Below are 17,980 nucleotides of genomic sequence, written 5' to 3'. Positions count from 1 at the left end.
CTCCGAGGGGACACGGCCAGGTCGGACGACGACACGGGGTCGAGCTCGACGTCGGTCATCGAGGACGCAGGCTAGCCAGGGCGGATGACCCGTTCGGACGCGCCCCCGGTCACCGCCACGTCGGTGTCACCTCGTACGCCACACGGGTCACGGGTGGCGCAGCCGCCCCAGCAGTCGGTCCTCCAGCTCACGCCACCGGGTGGACTCGCGCGTGAACGGCGGGCTCGGGGTGAGGCGGTTTGGGTCGGGGCGCAGGACGAACGAGACCAACCACCCGAGCGACTCGGACGGCGCGAGCGCCTCCCGGGTGGCGGTGTCGCCGGCCCAGTCGGCGGCGTCGAGCAGCAGCTCGACGGCGAGCTCGAGCTGCGCCGGGTCGACCGCCTGCGGGCCCTCGAGCAGGTCCTCGGCGAGCCCGAGCAGGGCGTACCGGTTCTCCGGGGCCACCTCGACCTCCAGGTCGCCGCCCACGGCCGCCGTCATGACGTCGGCCCAGGTGGAGACCTCCGCGAGGTCGTGGCCCTCGGCGCCCTCGCCCGCGATCCACGTGCGCAGGGCCCGCTCGTTCGCGAACACCTCGATGCGGCCGTCCTTGCCCAGGAAGACCGGCTCGTCGTCGAGGAAGCACCGCAGGGTGATCACCTCGCCCTCGGCGGACAGCACCGAGATCGGGTCGATGCCGACCTCCTCCCAGAAGCCGGGCTCCGGTTCCTCCTCGGCGTCGACGAGGTCGGAGCGCAGCGACTCGCCCGCGGTGTCGGCCCGCACGTCCTCGGGGGCGTCCGCGAGCGGACCGTCGACCGCGGAGTCCTGCGGGTCGTCCGCCACCGCCTCCGGATCGGCGGGGTGGTTCTCCGCGTCCTCGGCGCTGCCGGAGCCCTCGTCGGTGTCGTCGTCGGTGTCGGCCGTCTCCTCGGGGGCGGGGGTCGCGGTCGCCCGCAGCTTCGCGGCGAGCTCGACGTCGACCTCGGGGGTCGTGACGAGCGCGTCCAGGGCGTCGAGCACCTCGTCCCAGCGCTCGGCGACGACGTCCGCGAGCTCGGCCCACAGCGCCGCGCCCTCCCGGCCGCCGAACGCCGCGGCGCCGTACTGGCTGCCGAGGGCGGCGAAGGCGGGGGTGGAGTCGAGGATCTCGACGACCACCGCGAGGTCGCACACGTCCGCGAGCGACCGCGCCATCGTCGTGATCTCGGCCAGGTCGTCGACCGACCAGGTGTCCGGTTCCTCGGCGACCAGCTCGGGGACCCCGACGACGTCGTAGCGCTGGATGTCCTCCGGGGTGAGCTCGTCGACCGAGAGCCCGCCCACCACCGGCCACGCCGGGTGGTCGAGGAGGTCGTGCTCCAGCCCGTCGGCGTCGCTGGTGCGGATCCAGGCGGCGAGGTCGGCGGCGTCGGCGAACGCGAACACGTGGTCGTCGTCGCCGAGGAACGCCTCCCACTCCTCGCCGTCCTCCCGCCAGCGCGGCGCCCAGAGGGTGACCAGGTCCCCACCCGTGAGCGCGAGGGTGATCGGGACGATGTCCTGGGCCACGGTCGGCCTCCGGTGTCTCCTGCGGGTGATCACGTGCGGCGGCCCACCCTAGGGGCCGTGGCGTGACCAGGCCGTTCGGGGCGTCACCCGACGGGCCTGCGACGTCGCTCGCCCCCGGCGGCGGACCCTGGCACGCTGCGCGGAGTGCGGCTGCTGCGGACCCCGGACGAGCGTTTCAGCGGACTCACCGGCTTCGGGTACGAGCCGGTCTTCGTGGAGGTGGCCGACCCCGACGGCGGGCCGGAGCCGGTGCGCGTCGCGACCTACCGGGTCGGACCGGACGCGGGCCCGACGGTGCTCCTGCTGCACGGGGAGCCGACGTGGTCCTACCTCTACCGCTCGATCCTGGACACGCTCGCGGGCGTCGGGGTCCGCGCGGTGGCCCTCGATCTCGTCGGGTTCGGCCGATCGGACAAGCCGGCCGAGGTGTCCGACCACTCCTACGCCCGGCACGTCGCCTGGGTGCGGGAGGCGGTCGTGGACGTGCTGGGTCTCGACGACCTGGTCCTCCTGGGCCAGGACTGGGGCGGCCTGATCGGGCTGCGACTGGTCGCCGAGGCGCCGGAGCGGTTCCGGGCGGTGGTCGCCGCGAACACCGGCCTGCCGACCGGGGACGTCGACATGCCCGAACCGTGGTGGCGCTTCCGGCGCGCGGTGGAGCGGGCGGAGGCCCTGGACGTCGGGCGGCTGGTGGCGTCGGGCTGCGCGCGGGGCCTGGCCCCGACGGCGCGGGCGGCCTACGACGCGCCGTTCCCGGACGAGTCGTACAAGGCCGGGCCGCGGGCGATGCCCCTGCTCGTGCCCACGCGCCCGGACGACCCGGAGACGTCGGCGAACCGCGCGGCCTGGGAGGCCCTGGGGCACTACACCCGCCCGTTCCTCCTGGCGTTCTCCGACTCGGACCCGATCACCGGGCCGATGGCGCCGATGCTGCGCGAGCACGTGCCGGGCGCGGCGGACCGGGAGCACGCGGTGCTGCACGGCGCGGGGCACTTCCTGCAGGAGGACGCGGGCGCCGAACTGGGCTCGATCGTGGTCGGACTGGTCCGTCAGCTCGCTCGTTAGTGCGATCGGGCTAGTGCTTGAGTCTGCACAGCGGATGACGCTCGAACGAATGAAGTAACCGCGCGAGCCGTGACCCCCGTCTGCCGTCCCCGTTGAGGCCGTCGTGATGGCGCGGACCCGCGACCAGCGGGCCGTAGGACACCTCAGATCCACGGGGGAATGAACGTGTCGATGTTCCGCAAGACCGTGCTGGCGACGGCGATCATCGGGGCCGGCCTCGGCTCCATGTCCGGTGCGGCGTTCGCCGGGGACGACCCGGGCGACGGCGGCCACCACGGCGGCCACGGCCACGGCAAGCACATGAGCCAGCCGAAGGACGGCGGCTGCAGCAACAGCGTCGCGGCGGAGTCCAAGAACGGCTCGGGCGACTCGCTGGGCGACACCACCGGCGGCGACCAGGACCTGTCGGCCTCGAACCTCTGCCACATCCTCACGGGCAACGAGATCCTGTCCAACAACAACGTCGCCCTGCTGGGTGGCTCGGTCGTCAACGGGGACACGCTCACCCAGACGCTGACCCGCACCAGCACCACGGACTCGACGACGACGGTCGGTGGCGCCGAGGACTGAGTCCTCCCGACTGCGGGCAGGCAGTCAGCTCGACCAGCTCGACCCGCACGACCGACGGGCCGGCACCCCGGGACACGATCCCGACCGGGTGCCGGCCCGTCGTCGTTTCCTGCTCCGTTCGGGTGAAGTGGTTCGTCGGATCCCCTACTCAGCACCCGATCGTGGAGATCGTCGTGACCCGGATCGTCACCTGGCCGTGACCTTCACTCGATCGAGGCGTTGAAGTCACCGGGTCGTGATGCGTAGTCGTGTCGCGACGCACGGTGCGCGACCGACACGGCCGCGTTCGACCACGAGCCAGGGGAGAAAGAGTGTCTGCCTTCCGTAAGACCGTTCTGACCACCGCGATCATCGGCGCGGGCCTCGCGTCCACCTCCGGTGCCGCCTTCGCCTCCGACCACCACGACGGTGGCCACGAGAAGGCCTCGTCCGGCTGCTCGAACCTCGTCAAGGCCGACAACTCGAACGGCACCGGCGACGTGAAGCTGGGCGGCGTCCTCGGCGGCAACCAGAACGTGTCCCCGAGCAACGTCTGCGACAACTTCTCGGGCAACTCGTTCCTCAACGGCAACAACGTCGCCGGCGGGAGCATCCAGAACGGCAGCAACAAGGTCGTGAACGACAGCAAGACCGAGACCACGACCATCACCAAGGAGATCACCAAGATCTTCGGCATCTGAGTCGTCCTCCCGCGGCGACGTGCCGTCGGCCCCGCTCCGACTCCCCCCGAGTGCCGGAGTGCCGGACGGTCCCCGCGTCTGCGGCCCGGCCGGGCTCGCCCCCGGCCGGGTCGTCCGCACGTCCCCGATCCGGTCCGCGTCGGCAGTCGCCCTCCCACGCGGCGCCCGGACCCGCGATCGGCCCATCCCGCTTCGCGCTCCTGGAGGAGTCACCATGTCGATGCTCCGCAAGACCGTCCTGACGACCGCCATCATCGGCGCGGGCCTCGCGTCCACCACCGGCGCCGCGTTCGCCGGTGACTGCCCCGAGGGCCACGAGAAGAGCCACTCGTCGTCGCACGACTCGCACGGCACGTCGCACGAGGGCTCGAAGGACGGCTGCACCAACGCCGTCGACGCCCACAACTCGAACGGCTCCGGCGACGTCCTCGGCGGCATCATCACTGGCGGGTCGCAGAACATCTCGCCGAGCAACGTGTGCGGGAACTTCAGCAACAACCAGTTCCTCAGCAACAACAACGTCGCGCTCTTCGGCGACGTGCAGAACGGCGACAACACCGAGATCACGACGGAAGACACGAAGACGAAGGACGTCACGATCGTCAAGTCGATCATGGGCTGACGTCCCGCCTCCGGCGAGCCACGGCCGGTCCGCGTTCCCCTCGGGGAGGCGGGCCGGCCGTTCGTCGTTCCGGGCGAGATCTCGTTCCGCCGCGCGGAGTGGGGCGGGGACCGATCGGTCCGCGCGGCGCGTGTGGAGCTCGATGTGTCCGGCCCGGCTCGAGCGGGTGCGCGGTGCTCCTCGGCGGGCCCTGCGCCGGCGCTGAGCGCCCGCTCGTCGTGCGCGCCGGCCTTGTCGCGGCCTCTCGTGCCCCGTCGACCGCCCTGTCGCTGTTGATCCTCCACGACAGGCCGCGACACGGCGGTGACGGGCCTCGACCGGATGCGCGAGTGGCGCCGTTCTGACGTCAGGTGGCAGCAACGGACCATTGCTGACGACGAGCGGCACCCGGACGACGCGGAGGCGAGTGAGGGACCTGGAGATCCCGGACGAGTGACACGGTGTGATCGCGCCCTCCGTGCCACTCCGACGAAGGCGAGTCCATCGTCGCAGGTCAGCAGAGCGTTCCACCTCGAACGGGCGAACGTCGTGACGGAGCCGTGACCTCGCTTCGTCCCCCCGCGTTGAGCGCACCGTGACCGACCGGCGCACAGCATCTCGCTGCGGCCGGACCGAGAGCTCCATGATTCGGGGGAATCCTCAGATGCAGATGTTCCGCAAGGCCGCCGTCGCCACCGTCATCCTGGGCGCCGGGCTCGCCTCCACCGCGGGTGTCGCGATGGCGCACGAGCACCACGGCGACGCCGGCAAGAGCTGCTCCAACTCGGCCGCGGCCAAGAGCAGCAACGGTGCCGACCGCACCCTGGGCGACACCACCGGTGGGGACCAGGACATCGCCCTGGACAACACCTGCGACATCCTCAACGGCAACGAGATCCTGAGCGGGAACAACGCCGCCACCGGCGGCACGATCACCAACGGCGACACCACGACCGTCGACGAGACCTCCACCGAGACCACGACCTCGACGATCGAGACGATCCTCGGCGGGCTCCTCCCCGTCTGATCTCGGGCATCCGCCTCGGGCCGGGTCCCCACGCCAACGTCGCCTTTCCGGCGACTTCGCTCCCCAGCGGCGTGGAGGCCCGGCCCGACGCATGTCGTCACTCGTTCGGCGGACGTCCGCGGAATGCTGTTGCGACATTCGACGGACCGTCGATACCCGGGGCGAGACCGGAATGCGGACCAGCACTCCGGGAAACAGCTCGACACCCTGGGGGAACTGCCATGAAGAACGTCCTCGGTCGCGCCGCCGTCGCCGCCGCCGTCGTGGGTGTGGGAATCGCCTCGACCGCCGGGATCGCGAGTGCCGCGCCGTCGGGATCGTGCTCGAACTCCGTCAAGGCGAATTCGAAGACCTCGGTCGGCCGCACCCTCGGGAACGTCACCGGCGGGTCGCAGACCATCTCCGTCTCGAACTCCTGCGGCAACGGGAACGGCAACGTCTACGGCAGCGGGAACAACACCGCGTCGGGCGCCGGGACCATCCGCAACGGTGACCAGACCACGATCACGCGCACCGTCACCCGCACCACCTCCATCGACTCGTTCTTCGGCCCGGGCTTCCCCTTCAACTGAGCCCGCGCGACCCACGACCACGCCACGGCCGGCCCCCGGACCCCCGGGTGCCGGCCGTTCGTGCGTTCGCGCCGCCCCCTCTCGTTCGGGCGAACCCTCCCTCGGCGACGTGACGTGACCCCGGGCCCGCCGTTGGGCCGGTCGGTCCCGTCGTCAGCCCGTCGACCGCATCGTGCGAGCTCACGGGCGCGGGACACGTCCGTCACCGACCTCGGGGGTCCGCACACCATGTCCGTCTTCCGCAAGACCGTCCTCGCCAGCGCGATCCTGGGCGCCGGGCTCGCCTCCACCGCGGGCGTGGCCGCAGCGCACGAGCACCACGGCGACTCCGGCAAGGGCTGCTCCAACGCGGCCGCGGCCAAGAGCTCCAACAGCGCCGGGCGCACCCTGGGCGACACCGCGGGCGGCGACCAGGACCTCTCGGCCTCGAACACCTGCGACATCCTGAACGGCAACAAGGTCCTGAGCGACAACAACGCGGCCACCGCCGGCACCATCACCAACGGCGACACGACCGACATCACGCGCACGCGCACCAGCACCGACACGAGCACGACCACCACGGGCTGAGCGCCCCGTTCCGGCATCGGGCCGGCACCCACCCGTTCGAGGGCGGGTGCCGGCCCGTCGTCGTTCGTGGGGCCTGCCGACAGGAACGTCGCGAATGCCGTCGGAAAAGCGCCGACCTGCGCCATCGGATCAGCGCCGCCGTTCGTTGCACCACGAACGGGGGAACGTCGTGATTGTCCCGTGACCCACGACTAGGCCGACCGTTGAGATGCGCAGTGGCCTTGATGCTCGACTCCGAGCGGCGGGCCCCGGAATCCGTCAGACAATCATCGGGGGAATACAGAATGTCGATGCTGCGCAAGGCCGTCCTCACCACCGCCATCGTCGGTGCCGGCCTCGGTTCCATGACCGGTGCCGCCATGGCGCACGACGGCGGCCACGGCCACGGCGGCCACGACGCCGCCAAGAGCTGCTCGAACGCCATCAAGGGCGAGAGCGAGAACGGCGCGGGCCGCACCCTGGGCGACACCACCGGTGGCGACCAGGCGTTCGACGCCAGCAACACCTGCGACATCCTCAACGACAACGAGATCCTCAGCGGGAACAACGTGGCGACCGCCGGCGGCGTGATCACCAACGGCGACACCACCGACATCACCCGCACCAACACCGAGACGACCACCGAGACCTCGGACACCACGGTCCCGGCCGGTGGCGCGGGCGGCCTCGGTGACCTGCTCGGCGGCCTCTTCGGCTGAGCCCCGCCTGCCCTGACGGTCCGCCGGACACGACGTCCGGCGGGCCACCCTCCCGGGTCCGTCGTGACGGGCCCTCGCGATCCGCTCCCCCGGCCGTTCGTGGCCGACCGACCCAGGAGGTCATCCCATGTCGATGCTCCGCAAGTCCATCCTCACCGTCGCCGTCGTCGGGACCGGTCTCGGCTCGCTGGCCGGGATCGCCAGCGCCCACGAGTCGGCCCCGGCCCAGGGCTGCTCGAACGCCGCCGAGGCGGCCAGCGAGAACTCCTCGGGCGACTCGCTCGGCGACACGACCGGTGGCGCGCAGGACCTCGGCCTGAGCAACACCTGCGACATCCTGAACGGCAACGAGATCCTGAGCGGCAACAACGTCGCGACGGCGCTCGGCACCATCACCAACGGTGACACCACCGACATCACGCGCTCCTCGACGGTCACCGACACGTCGAGCGACACCACCACCGTGACCCCGGCACCCGCCGGCGACGGTGGCGGGCTGCCCGACCTCTCGTAGTCCGCTTCCCGGACGGGTCCTCCCCGTTCGGAGCAGGAGGGTGGACCGGTCGAGACCGGTCCACCCCGCTCCCCTCCGCGGTCACGGCGCCATCGCCGTGCCGCTCCGATCGACCTGCCCGGGACCCGACCCGGGCGGGGACACCCTCCGGCCCGCTCCGGGCCCTTCTGCTGGGAGAACCATGTCCGTCCTTCGCAAGATCGTCGTCTCCGCCGCCATCGCGGGTGCGGGCCTCGGCTCGCTCGCCGGTGTCGCCTCCGCCCACGAGTCGGCCCCGGCCTCGGGCTGCTCCAACGCGGTCCAGGCCGCGTCCGAGAACGGCTCCGGGGACTCGCTGGGCGACACCACTGGTGGCGACCAGGACCTGTCGGCCTCGAACGTCTGCGACATCCTGAACGACAACGAGATCGGCTCGGGTAACAACGTCGCGACGGCCGCCGGCACCATCACCAACGGCGACACGACGACGGTCGACGAGTCCAGCACCGAGGAGACGACGATCGTCGAGACGATCACCGGCCTGCTCGGCTGAGTCGTCCGCGACACCGCGCAGCCGGTGTCCCCTCCTCATCGCCGGGGAGGGGGCACCGGCTGTTCGTCGTCCCGGGGTCCGTGCACGGGCAGGGCGTCGACCCACGGGTCGGTCGGGCCCTCCCAGTCCCAGCGCCGCATCTGGGTGCGGCTGCGTCGGCTCTGCAGCCCGCGGTAGAGCTCGTAGAGATCGACGGACAGCACGCTGCGCACGGTGTCCGGCTCCGCGTCGTCCGGGCTGCGCCACTCCGTGCCCCCGGCCCGCACCACCAGCGTCTCCCGCCCGCGGATCCCCTTCACCACCTGCCGCACCAGCACCGACGCCGCCGACGCCCACCCGTCCCACGGGGGCTGCGGGGCGCCGAGCGCCTCGGCGAGGTCGCCCTCGTGGACGAGCAGGTCACCCAGCACCGTCGTCGGGACCCGCCGGTCCTCGAGTGCCTCGGCGGTCGCGTCGACGTGGCGGTCCCACTCCGCGAGGAGGTCGGCGACGTCCGCGTCTCGCCGCGCCGCCACCTGGGCGGCGGTCCAGTCCGGGCCGGCCAGCCCCGCGGTGCGGCGCGCGCTCACGTCGGCGGCGGTGCCGACCAGGTGGGCGAGCAGGTCGTGCACCGACCAGTCGGGGCAGGCGGGCACGGCCCGCCCCGACTCGTCGTCGGGAAGAGCGGAGACCAGCTCGGCGACGCGGGCGTGACCGGAGCGATAGGCGTCGGCGACCACGCGCCCAGGCTCCCAGACGCCGCGTCGGTAGGTTCCGCACCCATGCTGCTCGTCGTCGACCACCCGCTCGCCCGCGTGCGCCTGGCCAGCCTGCGCGACGCCCGCACCGACCGGGCCGCCTTCCGTGCCGCGGTCCGCGACCTCACGACGATGCTGGTCTACGAGGCCCTGCGCGACGCGCCCGTGACCGACGTCCGCGTGACGACGCCGGTCGCGGACACCACCGGAGCCGCCCTCGTGGCCCCGCCGGTCCTCGTCCCGGTGCTGCGCGCGGGCCTGGGGATGGCCGAGGCCGCCCACGCCCAGGTCCCCGGCGCCCTCATGGGGTTCGTCGGCGTCGCCCGCGACGAGGAGACCCTGCAGCCGACCCCGTACATGGAGTCGCTGCCCGCCGACCTCGCCGGCCGGCCGGTGTTCGTCCTCGACCCGATGCTCGCCACCGGCGGGTCCATGGCGCACACGATCGACCTGCTGACCGCGCGCGGGGCGGACGACGTGACCGCGGTGTGCGTCGTCGCGGCTCCGGAGGGGGTGGACCGGCTCGCGCGGGCGCACCCGGCCGTCCGGGTGGTCACCGCCACGGTGGACGAGCGGCTCAACGACCACGGCTACATCGTCCCGGGCCTCGGCGACGCGGGGGACCGGCAGTTCGGAGCGATGTGAGGGCGATGTAGCCCGATCGGAAGCGGCTCGACGTCAGCGGGAGAATGGAATCATGAGCGAGTCCGTGCTGACCGCCGTCGCGTGGCCCTACGCGAACGGCCCCCGGCACATCGGCCACGTGTCCGGCTTCGGTGTGCCCTCCGACGTGTTCTCCCGCTACCAGCGGATGGTCGGCAACCGGGTGCTCATGGTGTCGGGCACCGACGAGCACGGCACCCCGATCCAGGTGCAGGCGGACGCGGAGGGCACCACCCCGCGCGAGCTCGTCGACCGCTACTCGCGGGTGATCCAGGACGACCTGGTGGGCCTGGGCCTGTCCTACGACCTGTTCACCCGCACCTCCACCGACAACCACCACCGGGTCACCCAGGAGCTCTTCACCGCCCTGTGGCGCAACGGCTACGTGCTGCCGGAGACGACGCTCGGAGCGATCAGCCCGTCGACCGGGCGCACGCTGCCGGACCGCTACATCGAGGGCATCTGCCCGATCTGCAACTACCCGCAGGCCCGCGGCGACCAGTGCGACAACTGCGGCAACCAGCTCGACCCGGCCGACCTCGGCGAGCCCCGGAGCCGGATCAACGGCGAGACCCCCGAGTTCCGGGAGACCGAGCAGCTGATGCTCGACCTCCCGGCCTTCTCGCAGTCGCTGCACCGCTGGCTGGACACGCGCACCCAGTGGCGGCCGAACGTCCTGAACTTCAGCCGCAACCTCATCGACGACCTCCGGCCGCGCGCGATCAGCCGGGACATCGACTGGGGCGTGCGCATCCCGCTCGACGGCTGGTCCGACGCGCCGATGAAGCGCTTCTACGTCTGGTTCGACGCGGTCATCGGCTACCTGTCGGCCTCGGTGGAGTGGGCCGAGCGCTCCGGCGACAAGGACGCCTGGAAGCAGTGGTGGCACGACCCGGAGGCCTCCGCCTACTACTTCATGGGCAAGGACAACATCACCTTCCACTCGGTGATGTGGCCGGCGATCCTGCTCGGCAACAACGGCGCGGGCGACCGCGGCGGCAGCCCGGGCGAGCTGGGCACGCTCAACCTCCCGACGGAGGTCGTCTCGAGCGAGTTCCTGACGATGTCCGGGTCCAAGTTCTCGACGAGTCGCGGCACCGTCATCTACGTCGGGGACTTCCTGCGCGAGTTCGGGCCGGACGCGCTGCGCTACTTCATCGCCGTGGCCGGGCCGGAGAACCAGGACACGGACTTCACCTGGGAGGAGTTCGTCCGGCGCACGAACTTCGAGCTCGCCAACGAGTGGGGCAACCTGGTCAACCGCTCGGTGTCGATGGCGGCGAAGAACGTCGGGGCGGTCCCGGAGCCGACCCGGCCCGAGCCCGCCGACGCCGAGCTCCTGGCGCAGTCGCGCGCGGCGTTCTCCACGGTGGGCGCCCACCTGGGCCACTCGCGGTTCAAGCAGGCGATCGGAGAGGCGATGCGCGTGGTCGGCGCGGCGAACGCCTACCTGAGCCACGAGGAGCCGTGGAAGCGCAAGGACGACCCGGCACGGCGCGACACGATCCTGCACACCGCCCTGCAGGTCGTGCAGGACGCGAACACCCTCCTGACGCCGTTCCTGCCGCACGCCGCGCAGAAGGTGCACGAGGCCCTCGGCGGCACCGGCGTGTGGGCGGCCCAGCCGCACCGCGAGGACGCCGGCGAGACCGGCCTGGGCACGACGCACTCGGTGCTCACCGGCGACTACGCCGGCGAGCAGGCCCGGTGGGAGTCGACCCCGATCCCCGTCGGGCGGCCGCTGGCGCGTCCCACGCCGCTGTTCGCCAAGCTCGACACCGCGCTGGGCGAGACCGGGCCGTCGTGGGCGCCGATCCATCCCGGTGAGTAGCAAGGATCGCGTCCCGCCGCCGGTCCCCGAGCCGATCGACGGCGGCGTCGTCGACGCGCACACCCACCTCGACGCGTGCGGGGCGACGGACCCGGAGACGCTCGCGGCGGTCCTCGACCGCGCGGGAACGGCCGGGGTCACGGCGATGGTGACGACGGCGGACGACCTCGCCTCCGCGCAGTGGGCCGCCTGGGCGGCCGGGACCGACCCGCGCGTGTTCGCGGTGGTCGGACTGCACCCGACCCGGTCGAACGACCTCGACGACACCGCCCGGGCCGAGATCGAGCGGCTGACGACGCTGCCCCGGGTGGTCGCGGTGGGGGAGTCCGGGCTGGACGACTACTGGACCACCCGGCGGGAGGACTGCGCGCCGCTGGAGGTCCAGCGCGAGGCCTTCGCATGGCACGTCGACCTGGCGAAGCGCACCGGGCTGCCCCTGGTCGTCCACGACCGCGAGGCCCACGACGGCATCGTCGACGTGCTCCGCGCCGAGGGGGCCCCGGCGACGGTGGTCTTCCACTGCTTCTCCGGCGGCCCGGAGCTGGCGCGGGTGTGCGCCGAGCACGGCTGGCTGATGTCGTTCTCGGGCACCGCGACGTTCCGCAACGCGAACGCCGCCGACCTCCGTGAGGCGGCCGCCCACGCCCCGGCCGACCTCGTGCTGACCGAGACCGACGCCCCGTTCCTGACGCCGCACCCGTTCCGCGGTGGGCCGAACGAGCCGTACGTGATCCCCCACACGGTGCGAGACCTCGCGGAGCTGCGTGACGAGGCGGCCGAGGAGCTCGCGGCGGCGGCCACCCGGAACGCCCAGCGGACCTTCCGACTGGACGAACAACCTCAGCCGTGACGCTGCGTCGACCGAAAGAGCACGCGGTGACCGCGTTCGTCGTCGCCGGGCTGCCGTTCGGCGCACCACGTTCGTGTCGGCTTGATGGTGCTGACACCCGAGTCGTTACCGTGCCGTGACTCGCCGGGATGGAACCAACCCCCGGCATCCGGGATGACCCGGAACCTTCCCCAGGGTTCCGGATCGGGGTTCGACCCGGATGCGGTTCCTGCCCGGACGCACGGATGAAGCGGATTTCCTCTGTGGCTCCACTGCGCTCCCCCCTCGCGCTGATCGCTGCTCACCCTGCGGCGGTCGCCCGATGAGCACCGACTCGACGCGCACCATCGCCCGGGACGACGAGCAGGCCGACACCGGCTGGTTCGACTCCCTCGAGCAGCGGTGGACCGAGGACGGCTGGGACGGCCTGAACGCCAGCACCGCCGAGTGGCAGGCCCGTCGCGGCGCCGCCACCCACCAGACGGGTCCGCTCCCCACCTGGGCCGATGACATCACCGGCCCGCTGCCGGTCGCGGGACCGGGCTGGGCAGCGCCCGGCTCCGCGACCGGGGCGCTCGCCGTCCCGGACCTGGACGACTGGAACGACCTCGAGTCGCGCACCGGCCTCACCGGGGCCACCGGCACCCTCACCGCGGAGCCCACGCCCGCGGCAGCGCCCGCCGGGCTCGACCCGGAGACCTACCGCGAGCGCGACCTCACCGACACCGGCCGCTACTCGCTGGCGGTCAAGGGCGGCGTCGCCGCGGCCCTCATCGCGGTCGCCGCCGGGGGCAGCACCGCGGTCGCCCTCGACAAGGAGATCACGGTCACGGTCGACGGCGTCGACCAGGTCGTGCACACCTTCTCCGGCACGGTCGCGGGCGCGCTCGCCTCCGGTGACATCGAGGTCGGCCCGGCCGACCAGATGTCGCCCTCGCCGAACGCCGAGATCCGCGACGGCGACCGGCTGGTGGTCAACCACTCGCGCCAGGTCAACCTCGTGGTCGACGGCAAGCCGCAGACGATCACGACGACGGCCTCGACGGTCGCGGAGGCGCTCGGCCAGCTGGGCATGCCGACGCAGGCCCTCGCCGCGTCCGTGCCGCTGGGCTCGCTCATCCCCTCGGAGGGGATGAACCTCGCGGTGCAGCTGCCGAAGAACGTCACCTTCGTCGACGGCGGCGGCGCTCCGCAGCAGATCAGCACCACCGCCGCGTCCGTGCAGGAGTTCCTCGCACAGCGCGGCCTGCAGATGGGTCCGCTGGACACCGTCAACGCCGGCGGCCTCGTCGACGGCGCGGCGATCACGATCGTGCGCAACGCGGTCACCCAGGTCACCGAGACGAAGCCGATCGCCCCGCCGATGCAGACCATCGACGACCCGACGCTGGACGCCGGCAAGACCCGCGTCGAGCAGCCCGGTCAGGCCGGCGAGCAGGTCCAGAACTTCACGGTGAACACCACCGACGGCAAGGAGACCGGCCGCACCGCCCTGGGTGCCCCCACGGTCACCAAGGCGCCCGTCGGCGGTGTGGTCCGCAAGGGCACCAAGAAGGCCGGCCCGGCGATCGGCAGCACCGCCAAGTGGGACCGCATGGCCAAGTGCGAGGCCGGCGGCGACTGGTCGATCAACACCGGCAACGGCTACTACGGCGGCCTGCAGTTCGACCGGCAGACCTGGAACGCCTACGGCGGCGGGCAGTACGCCGCGCGCGCCGACCTGGCCTCCAAGGAGGAGCAGATCGCGGTGGCCGAGAAGGTCCGCGACGACCGCGGCGGCTACGGCGCCTGGCCGGTCTGCGGCAAGAAGTAGCACCACGCACGACCCGCAACGGGCCCTGGGATCATGGACACGTGATCCCGGGGCCCGTTCGTCTGTTGGGGGCCGGTGAGATCCGGGCGTTGGCCGCGGAGCTCGGCGTCCGGCCCACCAAGAAGCTCGGCCAGAACTTCGTGCACGACGCCAACACCGTCCGCCGGATCGTGCGGCTGGCGGAGCTCGACCCGGACGACGTCGTGCTCGAGGTCGGCCCGGGGCTCGGCTCGCTGACCCTGGCGCTGCTCGACGAGGCGGCGGCGGTGGTCGCGGTGGAGATCGACCCGACGTTGGCCGGGCGGCTACCGGCCACCGCCGCGGCGCACGCCCCGGAGCGCCCGCTGCACGTCGTCACCGCCGACGCCCTGCGGATCACCGCGGACGAGCTCCCCGCGGCCCCCACCGCCCTCGTCGCGAACCTGCCCTACAACGTGGCCGTGCCGGTGGTGCTGCACCTGCTCGCCGAACTGCCGGCGCTGCGGCGGGGTCTGGTGATGGTGCAGTCCGAGGTCGCCGACCGGCTGGCCGCACGCCCCGGGGACCCGGCCTACGGCGGGCCGAGCGCCAAGCTCGCCTGGTACGCCGACGCACGCCGCGCGGGTCCCGTGCCGCGCGGGGTGTTCTGGCCCGTCCCCGGCGTCGACTCGGCCCTCGTCGCGTTCACCCGCCGCCCCACGCCCCGCGGACGCCGGGAGGACGTGTTCGCGGTCGTCGACGCCGCGTTCGCCCAGCGGCGCAAGGGGCTGCGCGCCGCACTGGCGGGGTGGGCCGGATCGCCCGCCGAGGCCGAGCGCCGGCTGCGCGCGGCCGGGATCGACCCGACCACGCGCGCCGAACGGCTCGGCGTCGACGCGTTCGCCGCCCTGGCCGCCGTGCCGCCCGCCGATTGAGCGAAGGGCCCCTTTGCTCGAGTAGACGGGCCATGGGCGCCCTTCGCCAGTGGCCCCGACCCGCCGCCCGAGTGCGACGTGAGGCAGATCCCGGGGCCGCCTGGCCTGCGCCCTGTAGCACTCGCGGGCGGGCGAGTCGGTCGGCGTTCGCGAGTGCTACCTGAGGCAACTCCCGGGGCCGTCCGACCTGCGCCGTGTCGCACTCGAGGACGAGCACGGCGGCCCGCCGCGAGCTGACGTGCGAATGGCGTCTCTCTGACGTCCGGCGTCAGCAACGGACCATTGCTGACGCCGGGACGGACCTACGCGGGCGCCGGGAGCAGCCGCTCCACGAGGTCCGAGAGGGTCAGCACCCCGATGCTGCCGCCGTCGTCCTCCACGAGGGCCAGGTGCGCCCGCTGCTCGCGCATCGTGGAGACCGCACTCTGCAGCGGGGTGTCGGCCGGGAGCCGCAGGAGCGGGCGCATCAACGTCCGCGCGGTGGTGGACGGGTCGGCGGCGAGCGCGTCGCGGACGTGCACGAAGCCCTCGGCCCGGCCGTCCTGCGTGACGACGAGCCGCAGGTGCCCGCTGTCGCGGGCGGTGTTCCGGACGGACGCCACGTCGGCGTCCGCCCGGACGCCCACCGGCTCGCGGACGAGGTCGCGCACCGGGGTGCGGTCGAGCTCCAGGGCCGCCAGCAGCTGGTCGCGCCGTTCCGGGTCCAGGGTCCCGGTCTCGGCGGAGTGGTCGATCAGCTCGCGGAGGTCGTCCGGGCCGCGGCCGCCCGCCATCTCGTCGACCGGCTCCACGCCCAGCGCCCGGAGGCACCGGTTCGCGGCCCCGTTGAGCACCACGAGCAGCGGGCGGGTGACGACCATGAAGGCCCGCATCGGCAGTGCGAGCAGCATCGCCGAGCGCTCCGGGTGCGCGATGGCCCACGACTTCGGGGCCATCTCCCCGACCACGAGGTGCAGGAACGTCACCACCACCAGGGAGATGACGAACGACGCCACGCCCGCGACGGCGGACGGGAGGCCCCAGCCGGTGATCACCGGCTCGAGGGCCTCGTCGACCGCGGGCTTGGTGACCGCACCGAGGCCGAGCACGCAGAGCGTGATCCCGAGCTGCGAGCCCGCGAGCAGCAACGACAGGTCACGGGCGCTGCGCAGCGCCGCCCGCGCCGACGCGCTGCGCGCCGCCTCCTCCTCGAGGCGGTACGTGCGGGCAGCGACCAGGGCGAACTCCACGGCCACGAAGAACGCGGACGCGACGATCAGCAGGATCGAGACGACGACGGCCGTCACGCTCATCGGGAGACCTCCGTGCCGGTCGGGCTGGGGAGCGGGACCCACTGCAGGTGGACCTCGGAGGGCACGCGCCGGTCGACCGCGCGCACCGTGGCGCGCAGCGTCCGGTCGGGCTCGTCGGGATCGTCGTCGGGGATGGTGACGACGATGCTGTCCCCGGGCTCGGGCAGCCGCTCCAGCTCGGCGACCACCAGCCCGCCCACGGTCTGGTAGTCGCCCTCGGGCAGGTCGGCGTCGATGAGCCGGCCCACCTCGTCGACGTGCCGGTCGCCGGGCACCAGCCACCCGTCGTCGGCGGGCCGGGCGCGGTCGGCGTCGGCGGGGTCGTGCTCGTCGGTGATCTCGCCGAGGAGCTCCTCGGCGATGTCCTCCACCGTGACGACGCCCGCGAGGTCGCCGTACTCGTCGAGCACGCAGGCCAGCTCCTCGCCCTCGGCGCGCAGCGTCGCGAGCACCTGGGGCAGCGGCAGCGACGAGGGGACCAGGACCGGCGGCCGCATCAGGCTGCTCACCGGGACCCCGGCCTCCCCGTCGTGGGCCAGGACGTCGCGCAGGCACACGACCCCGACGAGCTCGGGGGCCCGGGCGTCACCGCCGTCGCCGTCGTCGGGGACCCGGCCGAGGACGGGGTACCGGGAGTGCCCGCCGGCCATCAGCTCGACGAGGTCGGCGACGGTGTCGTCGGCGCGGACCCAGCTGACGCGCGGTCGGGGGATCATCGCGGCGCGGGCGGTGCGGTCGGAGAAGTCGACGGACCGGTCCAGCATCGCCGCGAGCTCGGGGTGCAGGTCGCCCGAGTCGCGGGAGTCGTCGATGATCGCCTCGAGGTCCCGGGGCGTGGCGGAGTGCTCCACGTCGTGCACCGGCTCGATGCGCAGGGCCTTGAGCAGCGCGTTCGACGCCGCGTCGAAGATGCGGATCAGCCACCCGAACACGGCCAGGTAGACCTTGGTGGACAGCGCCAGCGCCCGGGCCACCGGCTCCGGGCGCGCGATCGCGAGGTTCTTCGGGAACAGCTCCCCGAAGACCATCTGGACGACGGTGGAGGCCAGCAGCGCGATCACGGTGCCGATCGCGATGCCGACCGCGGCGGGCACCCCGGCGACGCCGAGCAGCTCGCCGACGCCGTCGCCGATCAGCGGTTCGGCGACGTAGCCGACGAGCAGCCCGGTGACGGTGATGCCGAGCTGGGCGCCGGAGAGCATGAACGAGGTGCGGCGCGTGATGTCGAGGGCGCGGGAGGCGCCGGCGTCGCCGTCGGCCGCCCGGGCACGCAGCCGCGCCCGGTCGACGGCCATGTAGCCGAACTCCTGCGCCACGAAGTAGCCGGTCGCGGCCGTGATCACGACGACCACGACGAGGCCGAGCAGGATGCCGAGGATCGTGGCGATCATCGGGGGGTCACCACCTGCGCGTCAGGACAGGTGGTGACGGGACTGTGACTCGGGTCCATGGCTCCTTGCCTGGGGGATCTCGGGTACTGACCGACCAACGTGCGTCCGGTTCGAGAGGTTCCCGGGCCGGACCGGTCGCGAGCGACCGACCGCCGGGCCTTCCGTACCC

General features: G+C 72.9%; 19 protein-coding genes. 15 read left to right on the top strand and 4 right to left on the bottom strand.

Translation table 11 applies throughout. From position 1 onward, the window contains the following. Positions 1–147 precede the first annotated feature (147 nt). Entirely contained in the window at positions 148–1,533 is a 1,386-nt protein-coding gene (locus WCD74_RS10610) for a SatS C-terminal domain-containing protein (RefSeq protein ID WP_337694831.1), read from the bottom strand. Positions 1,534–1,677: 144 nt separating this feature from the next. Here WCD74_RS10610 and WCD74_RS10605 point away from each other — a divergent pair, with 144 nt between their 5' ends. From WCD74_RS10605 to WCD74_RS10560, 10 genes are all read left to right on the top strand, one after another. Beyond that, positions 1,678–2,598, top strand: a complete 921-nt coding sequence (locus tag WCD74_RS10605) for a haloalkane dehalogenase (RefSeq protein WP_337694830.1) — start codon at positions 1,678–1,680, stop codon at positions 2,596–2,598. Positions 2,599–2,769: 171 nt separating this feature from the next. After that, positions 2,770–3,168, top strand: a complete 399-nt coding sequence (locus tag WCD74_RS10600; protein WP_337694829.1) for a hypothetical protein — start codon at positions 2,770–2,772, stop codon at positions 3,166–3,168. Between the two features lie 311 nt (positions 3,169–3,479). Then, positions 3,480–3,848: a hypothetical protein gene (locus WCD74_RS10595; RefSeq protein WP_337694828.1), complete on the top strand. Its 369-nt coding sequence runs from the start codon at positions 3,480–3,482 to the stop codon at positions 3,846–3,848. A gap of 214 nt (positions 3,849–4,062) precedes the next feature. Continuing rightward, the gene (locus tag WCD74_RS10590; protein ID WP_337694827.1) at positions 4,063–4,470 is read left to right on the top strand and encodes a hypothetical protein; all 408 of its coding nucleotides are present in this window, start codon (positions 4,063–4,065) and stop codon (positions 4,468–4,470) included. A gap of 643 nt (positions 4,471–5,113) precedes the next feature. Beyond that, positions 5,114–5,476: a hypothetical protein gene (locus WCD74_RS10585; protein WP_337694826.1), complete on the top strand. Its 363-nt coding sequence runs from the start codon at positions 5,114–5,116 to the stop codon at positions 5,474–5,476. 221 nt (positions 5,477–5,697) lie between these two features. Next, a complete protein-coding gene (locus tag WCD74_RS10580) occupies positions 5,698–6,048 on the top strand; it encodes a hypothetical protein (protein WP_337694825.1) in 351 nt (116 codons plus the stop codon). A 228-nt stretch (positions 6,049–6,276) separates the two neighbouring features. Beyond that, positions 6,277–6,618, top strand: a complete 342-nt coding sequence (locus WCD74_RS10575; RefSeq protein WP_337694824.1) for a hypothetical protein — start codon at positions 6,277–6,279, stop codon at positions 6,616–6,618. 284 nt (positions 6,619–6,902) lie between these two features. Then, a complete protein-coding gene (locus WCD74_RS10570) occupies positions 6,903–7,316 on the top strand; it encodes a hypothetical protein (RefSeq protein WP_337694823.1) in 414 nt (137 codons plus the stop codon). A gap of 127 nt (positions 7,317–7,443) precedes the next feature. Then, positions 7,444–7,830 (top strand): hypothetical protein, encoded by a 387-nt coding sequence (locus tag WCD74_RS10565; RefSeq protein ID WP_337694822.1) that lies wholly within the window; start codon positions 7,444–7,446, stop codon positions 7,828–7,830. Between the two features lie 181 nt (positions 7,831–8,011). Further along, the gene (locus WCD74_RS10560) at positions 8,012–8,362 is read left to right on the top strand and encodes a hypothetical protein (protein WP_337694821.1); all 351 of its coding nucleotides are present in this window, start codon (positions 8,012–8,014) and stop codon (positions 8,360–8,362) included. A gap of 35 nt (positions 8,363–8,397) precedes the next feature. On the opposite strand, the gene WCD74_RS10555 is transcribed toward WCD74_RS10560, so the two are convergent. Next, the gene (locus WCD74_RS10555) at positions 8,398–9,081 is read right to left on the bottom strand and encodes a maleylpyruvate isomerase family mycothiol-dependent enzyme (RefSeq protein ID WP_337694820.1); all 684 of its coding nucleotides are present in this window, start codon (positions 9,079–9,081) and stop codon (positions 8,398–8,400) included. Positions 9,082–9,123: 42 nt separating this feature from the next. Here WCD74_RS10555 and upp point away from each other — a divergent pair, with 42 nt between their 5' ends. The 5 genes from upp to rsmA all read left to right on the top strand — a co-directional run bounded on the left by upp (position 9,124) and on the right by rsmA (position 15,128). After that, on the top strand, positions 9,124–9,744 hold the full coding sequence (gene upp, locus WCD74_RS10550) for a uracil phosphoribosyltransferase (protein WP_337694819.1): 621 nt from the start codon (positions 9,124–9,126) through the stop codon (positions 9,742–9,744). Between the two features lie 52 nt (positions 9,745–9,796). Then, entirely contained in the window at positions 9,797–11,593 is a 1,797-nt protein-coding gene (metG, locus tag WCD74_RS10545; protein WP_337694818.1) for a methionine--tRNA ligase, read from the top strand. Continuing rightward, positions 11,586–12,443, top strand: a complete 858-nt coding sequence (locus tag WCD74_RS10540; protein ID WP_337694817.1) for a TatD family hydrolase — start codon at positions 11,586–11,588, stop codon at positions 12,441–12,443. Before metG ends, WCD74_RS10540 begins: the two co-directional genes overlap by 8 nt. Before the next feature lie 301 nt (positions 12,444–12,744). Next, complete coding sequence (locus WCD74_RS10535; protein ID WP_337694816.1) at positions 12,745–14,235, top strand: resuscitation-promoting factor; 1,491 nt, start codon at positions 12,745–12,747, stop codon at positions 14,233–14,235. 41 nt (positions 14,236–14,276) lie between these two features. Further along, positions 14,277–15,128 carry a 16S rRNA (adenine(1518)-N(6)/adenine(1519)-N(6))-dimethyltransferase RsmA gene (gene rsmA, locus WCD74_RS10530; protein ID WP_337694815.1) on the top strand — a complete coding sequence of 284 codons (852 nt, stop codon included), beginning with the start codon at positions 14,277–14,279 and terminating at the stop codon, positions 15,126–15,128. A gap of 302 nt (positions 15,129–15,430) precedes the next feature. Here rsmA and WCD74_RS10525 read toward each other — a convergent pair whose 3' ends face one another. Then, the gene (locus WCD74_RS10525) at positions 15,431–16,420 is read right to left on the bottom strand and encodes a hemolysin family protein (RefSeq protein ID WP_337694814.1); all 990 of its coding nucleotides are present in this window, start codon (positions 16,418–16,420) and stop codon (positions 15,431–15,433) included. Beyond that, a complete protein-coding gene (locus WCD74_RS10520; protein WP_337694813.1) occupies positions 16,417–17,811 on the bottom strand; it encodes a hemolysin family protein in 1,395 nt (464 codons plus the stop codon). The genes WCD74_RS10525 and WCD74_RS10520 overlap by 4 nt, the downstream gene beginning before the upstream one ends. Positions 17,812–17,980: the final 169 nt, after the last annotated feature.

This window comes from Actinomycetospora aurantiaca, assembly GCF_037401875.1.
GTDB classification, from domain to species: domain Bacteria; phylum Actinomycetota; class Actinomycetes; order Mycobacteriales; family Pseudonocardiaceae; genus Actinomycetospora; species Actinomycetospora aurantiaca.
The sequence above is the reverse complement of the archived record's forward strand: the minus strand, read 5'-3'. Positions and strand labels throughout refer to the sequence as shown.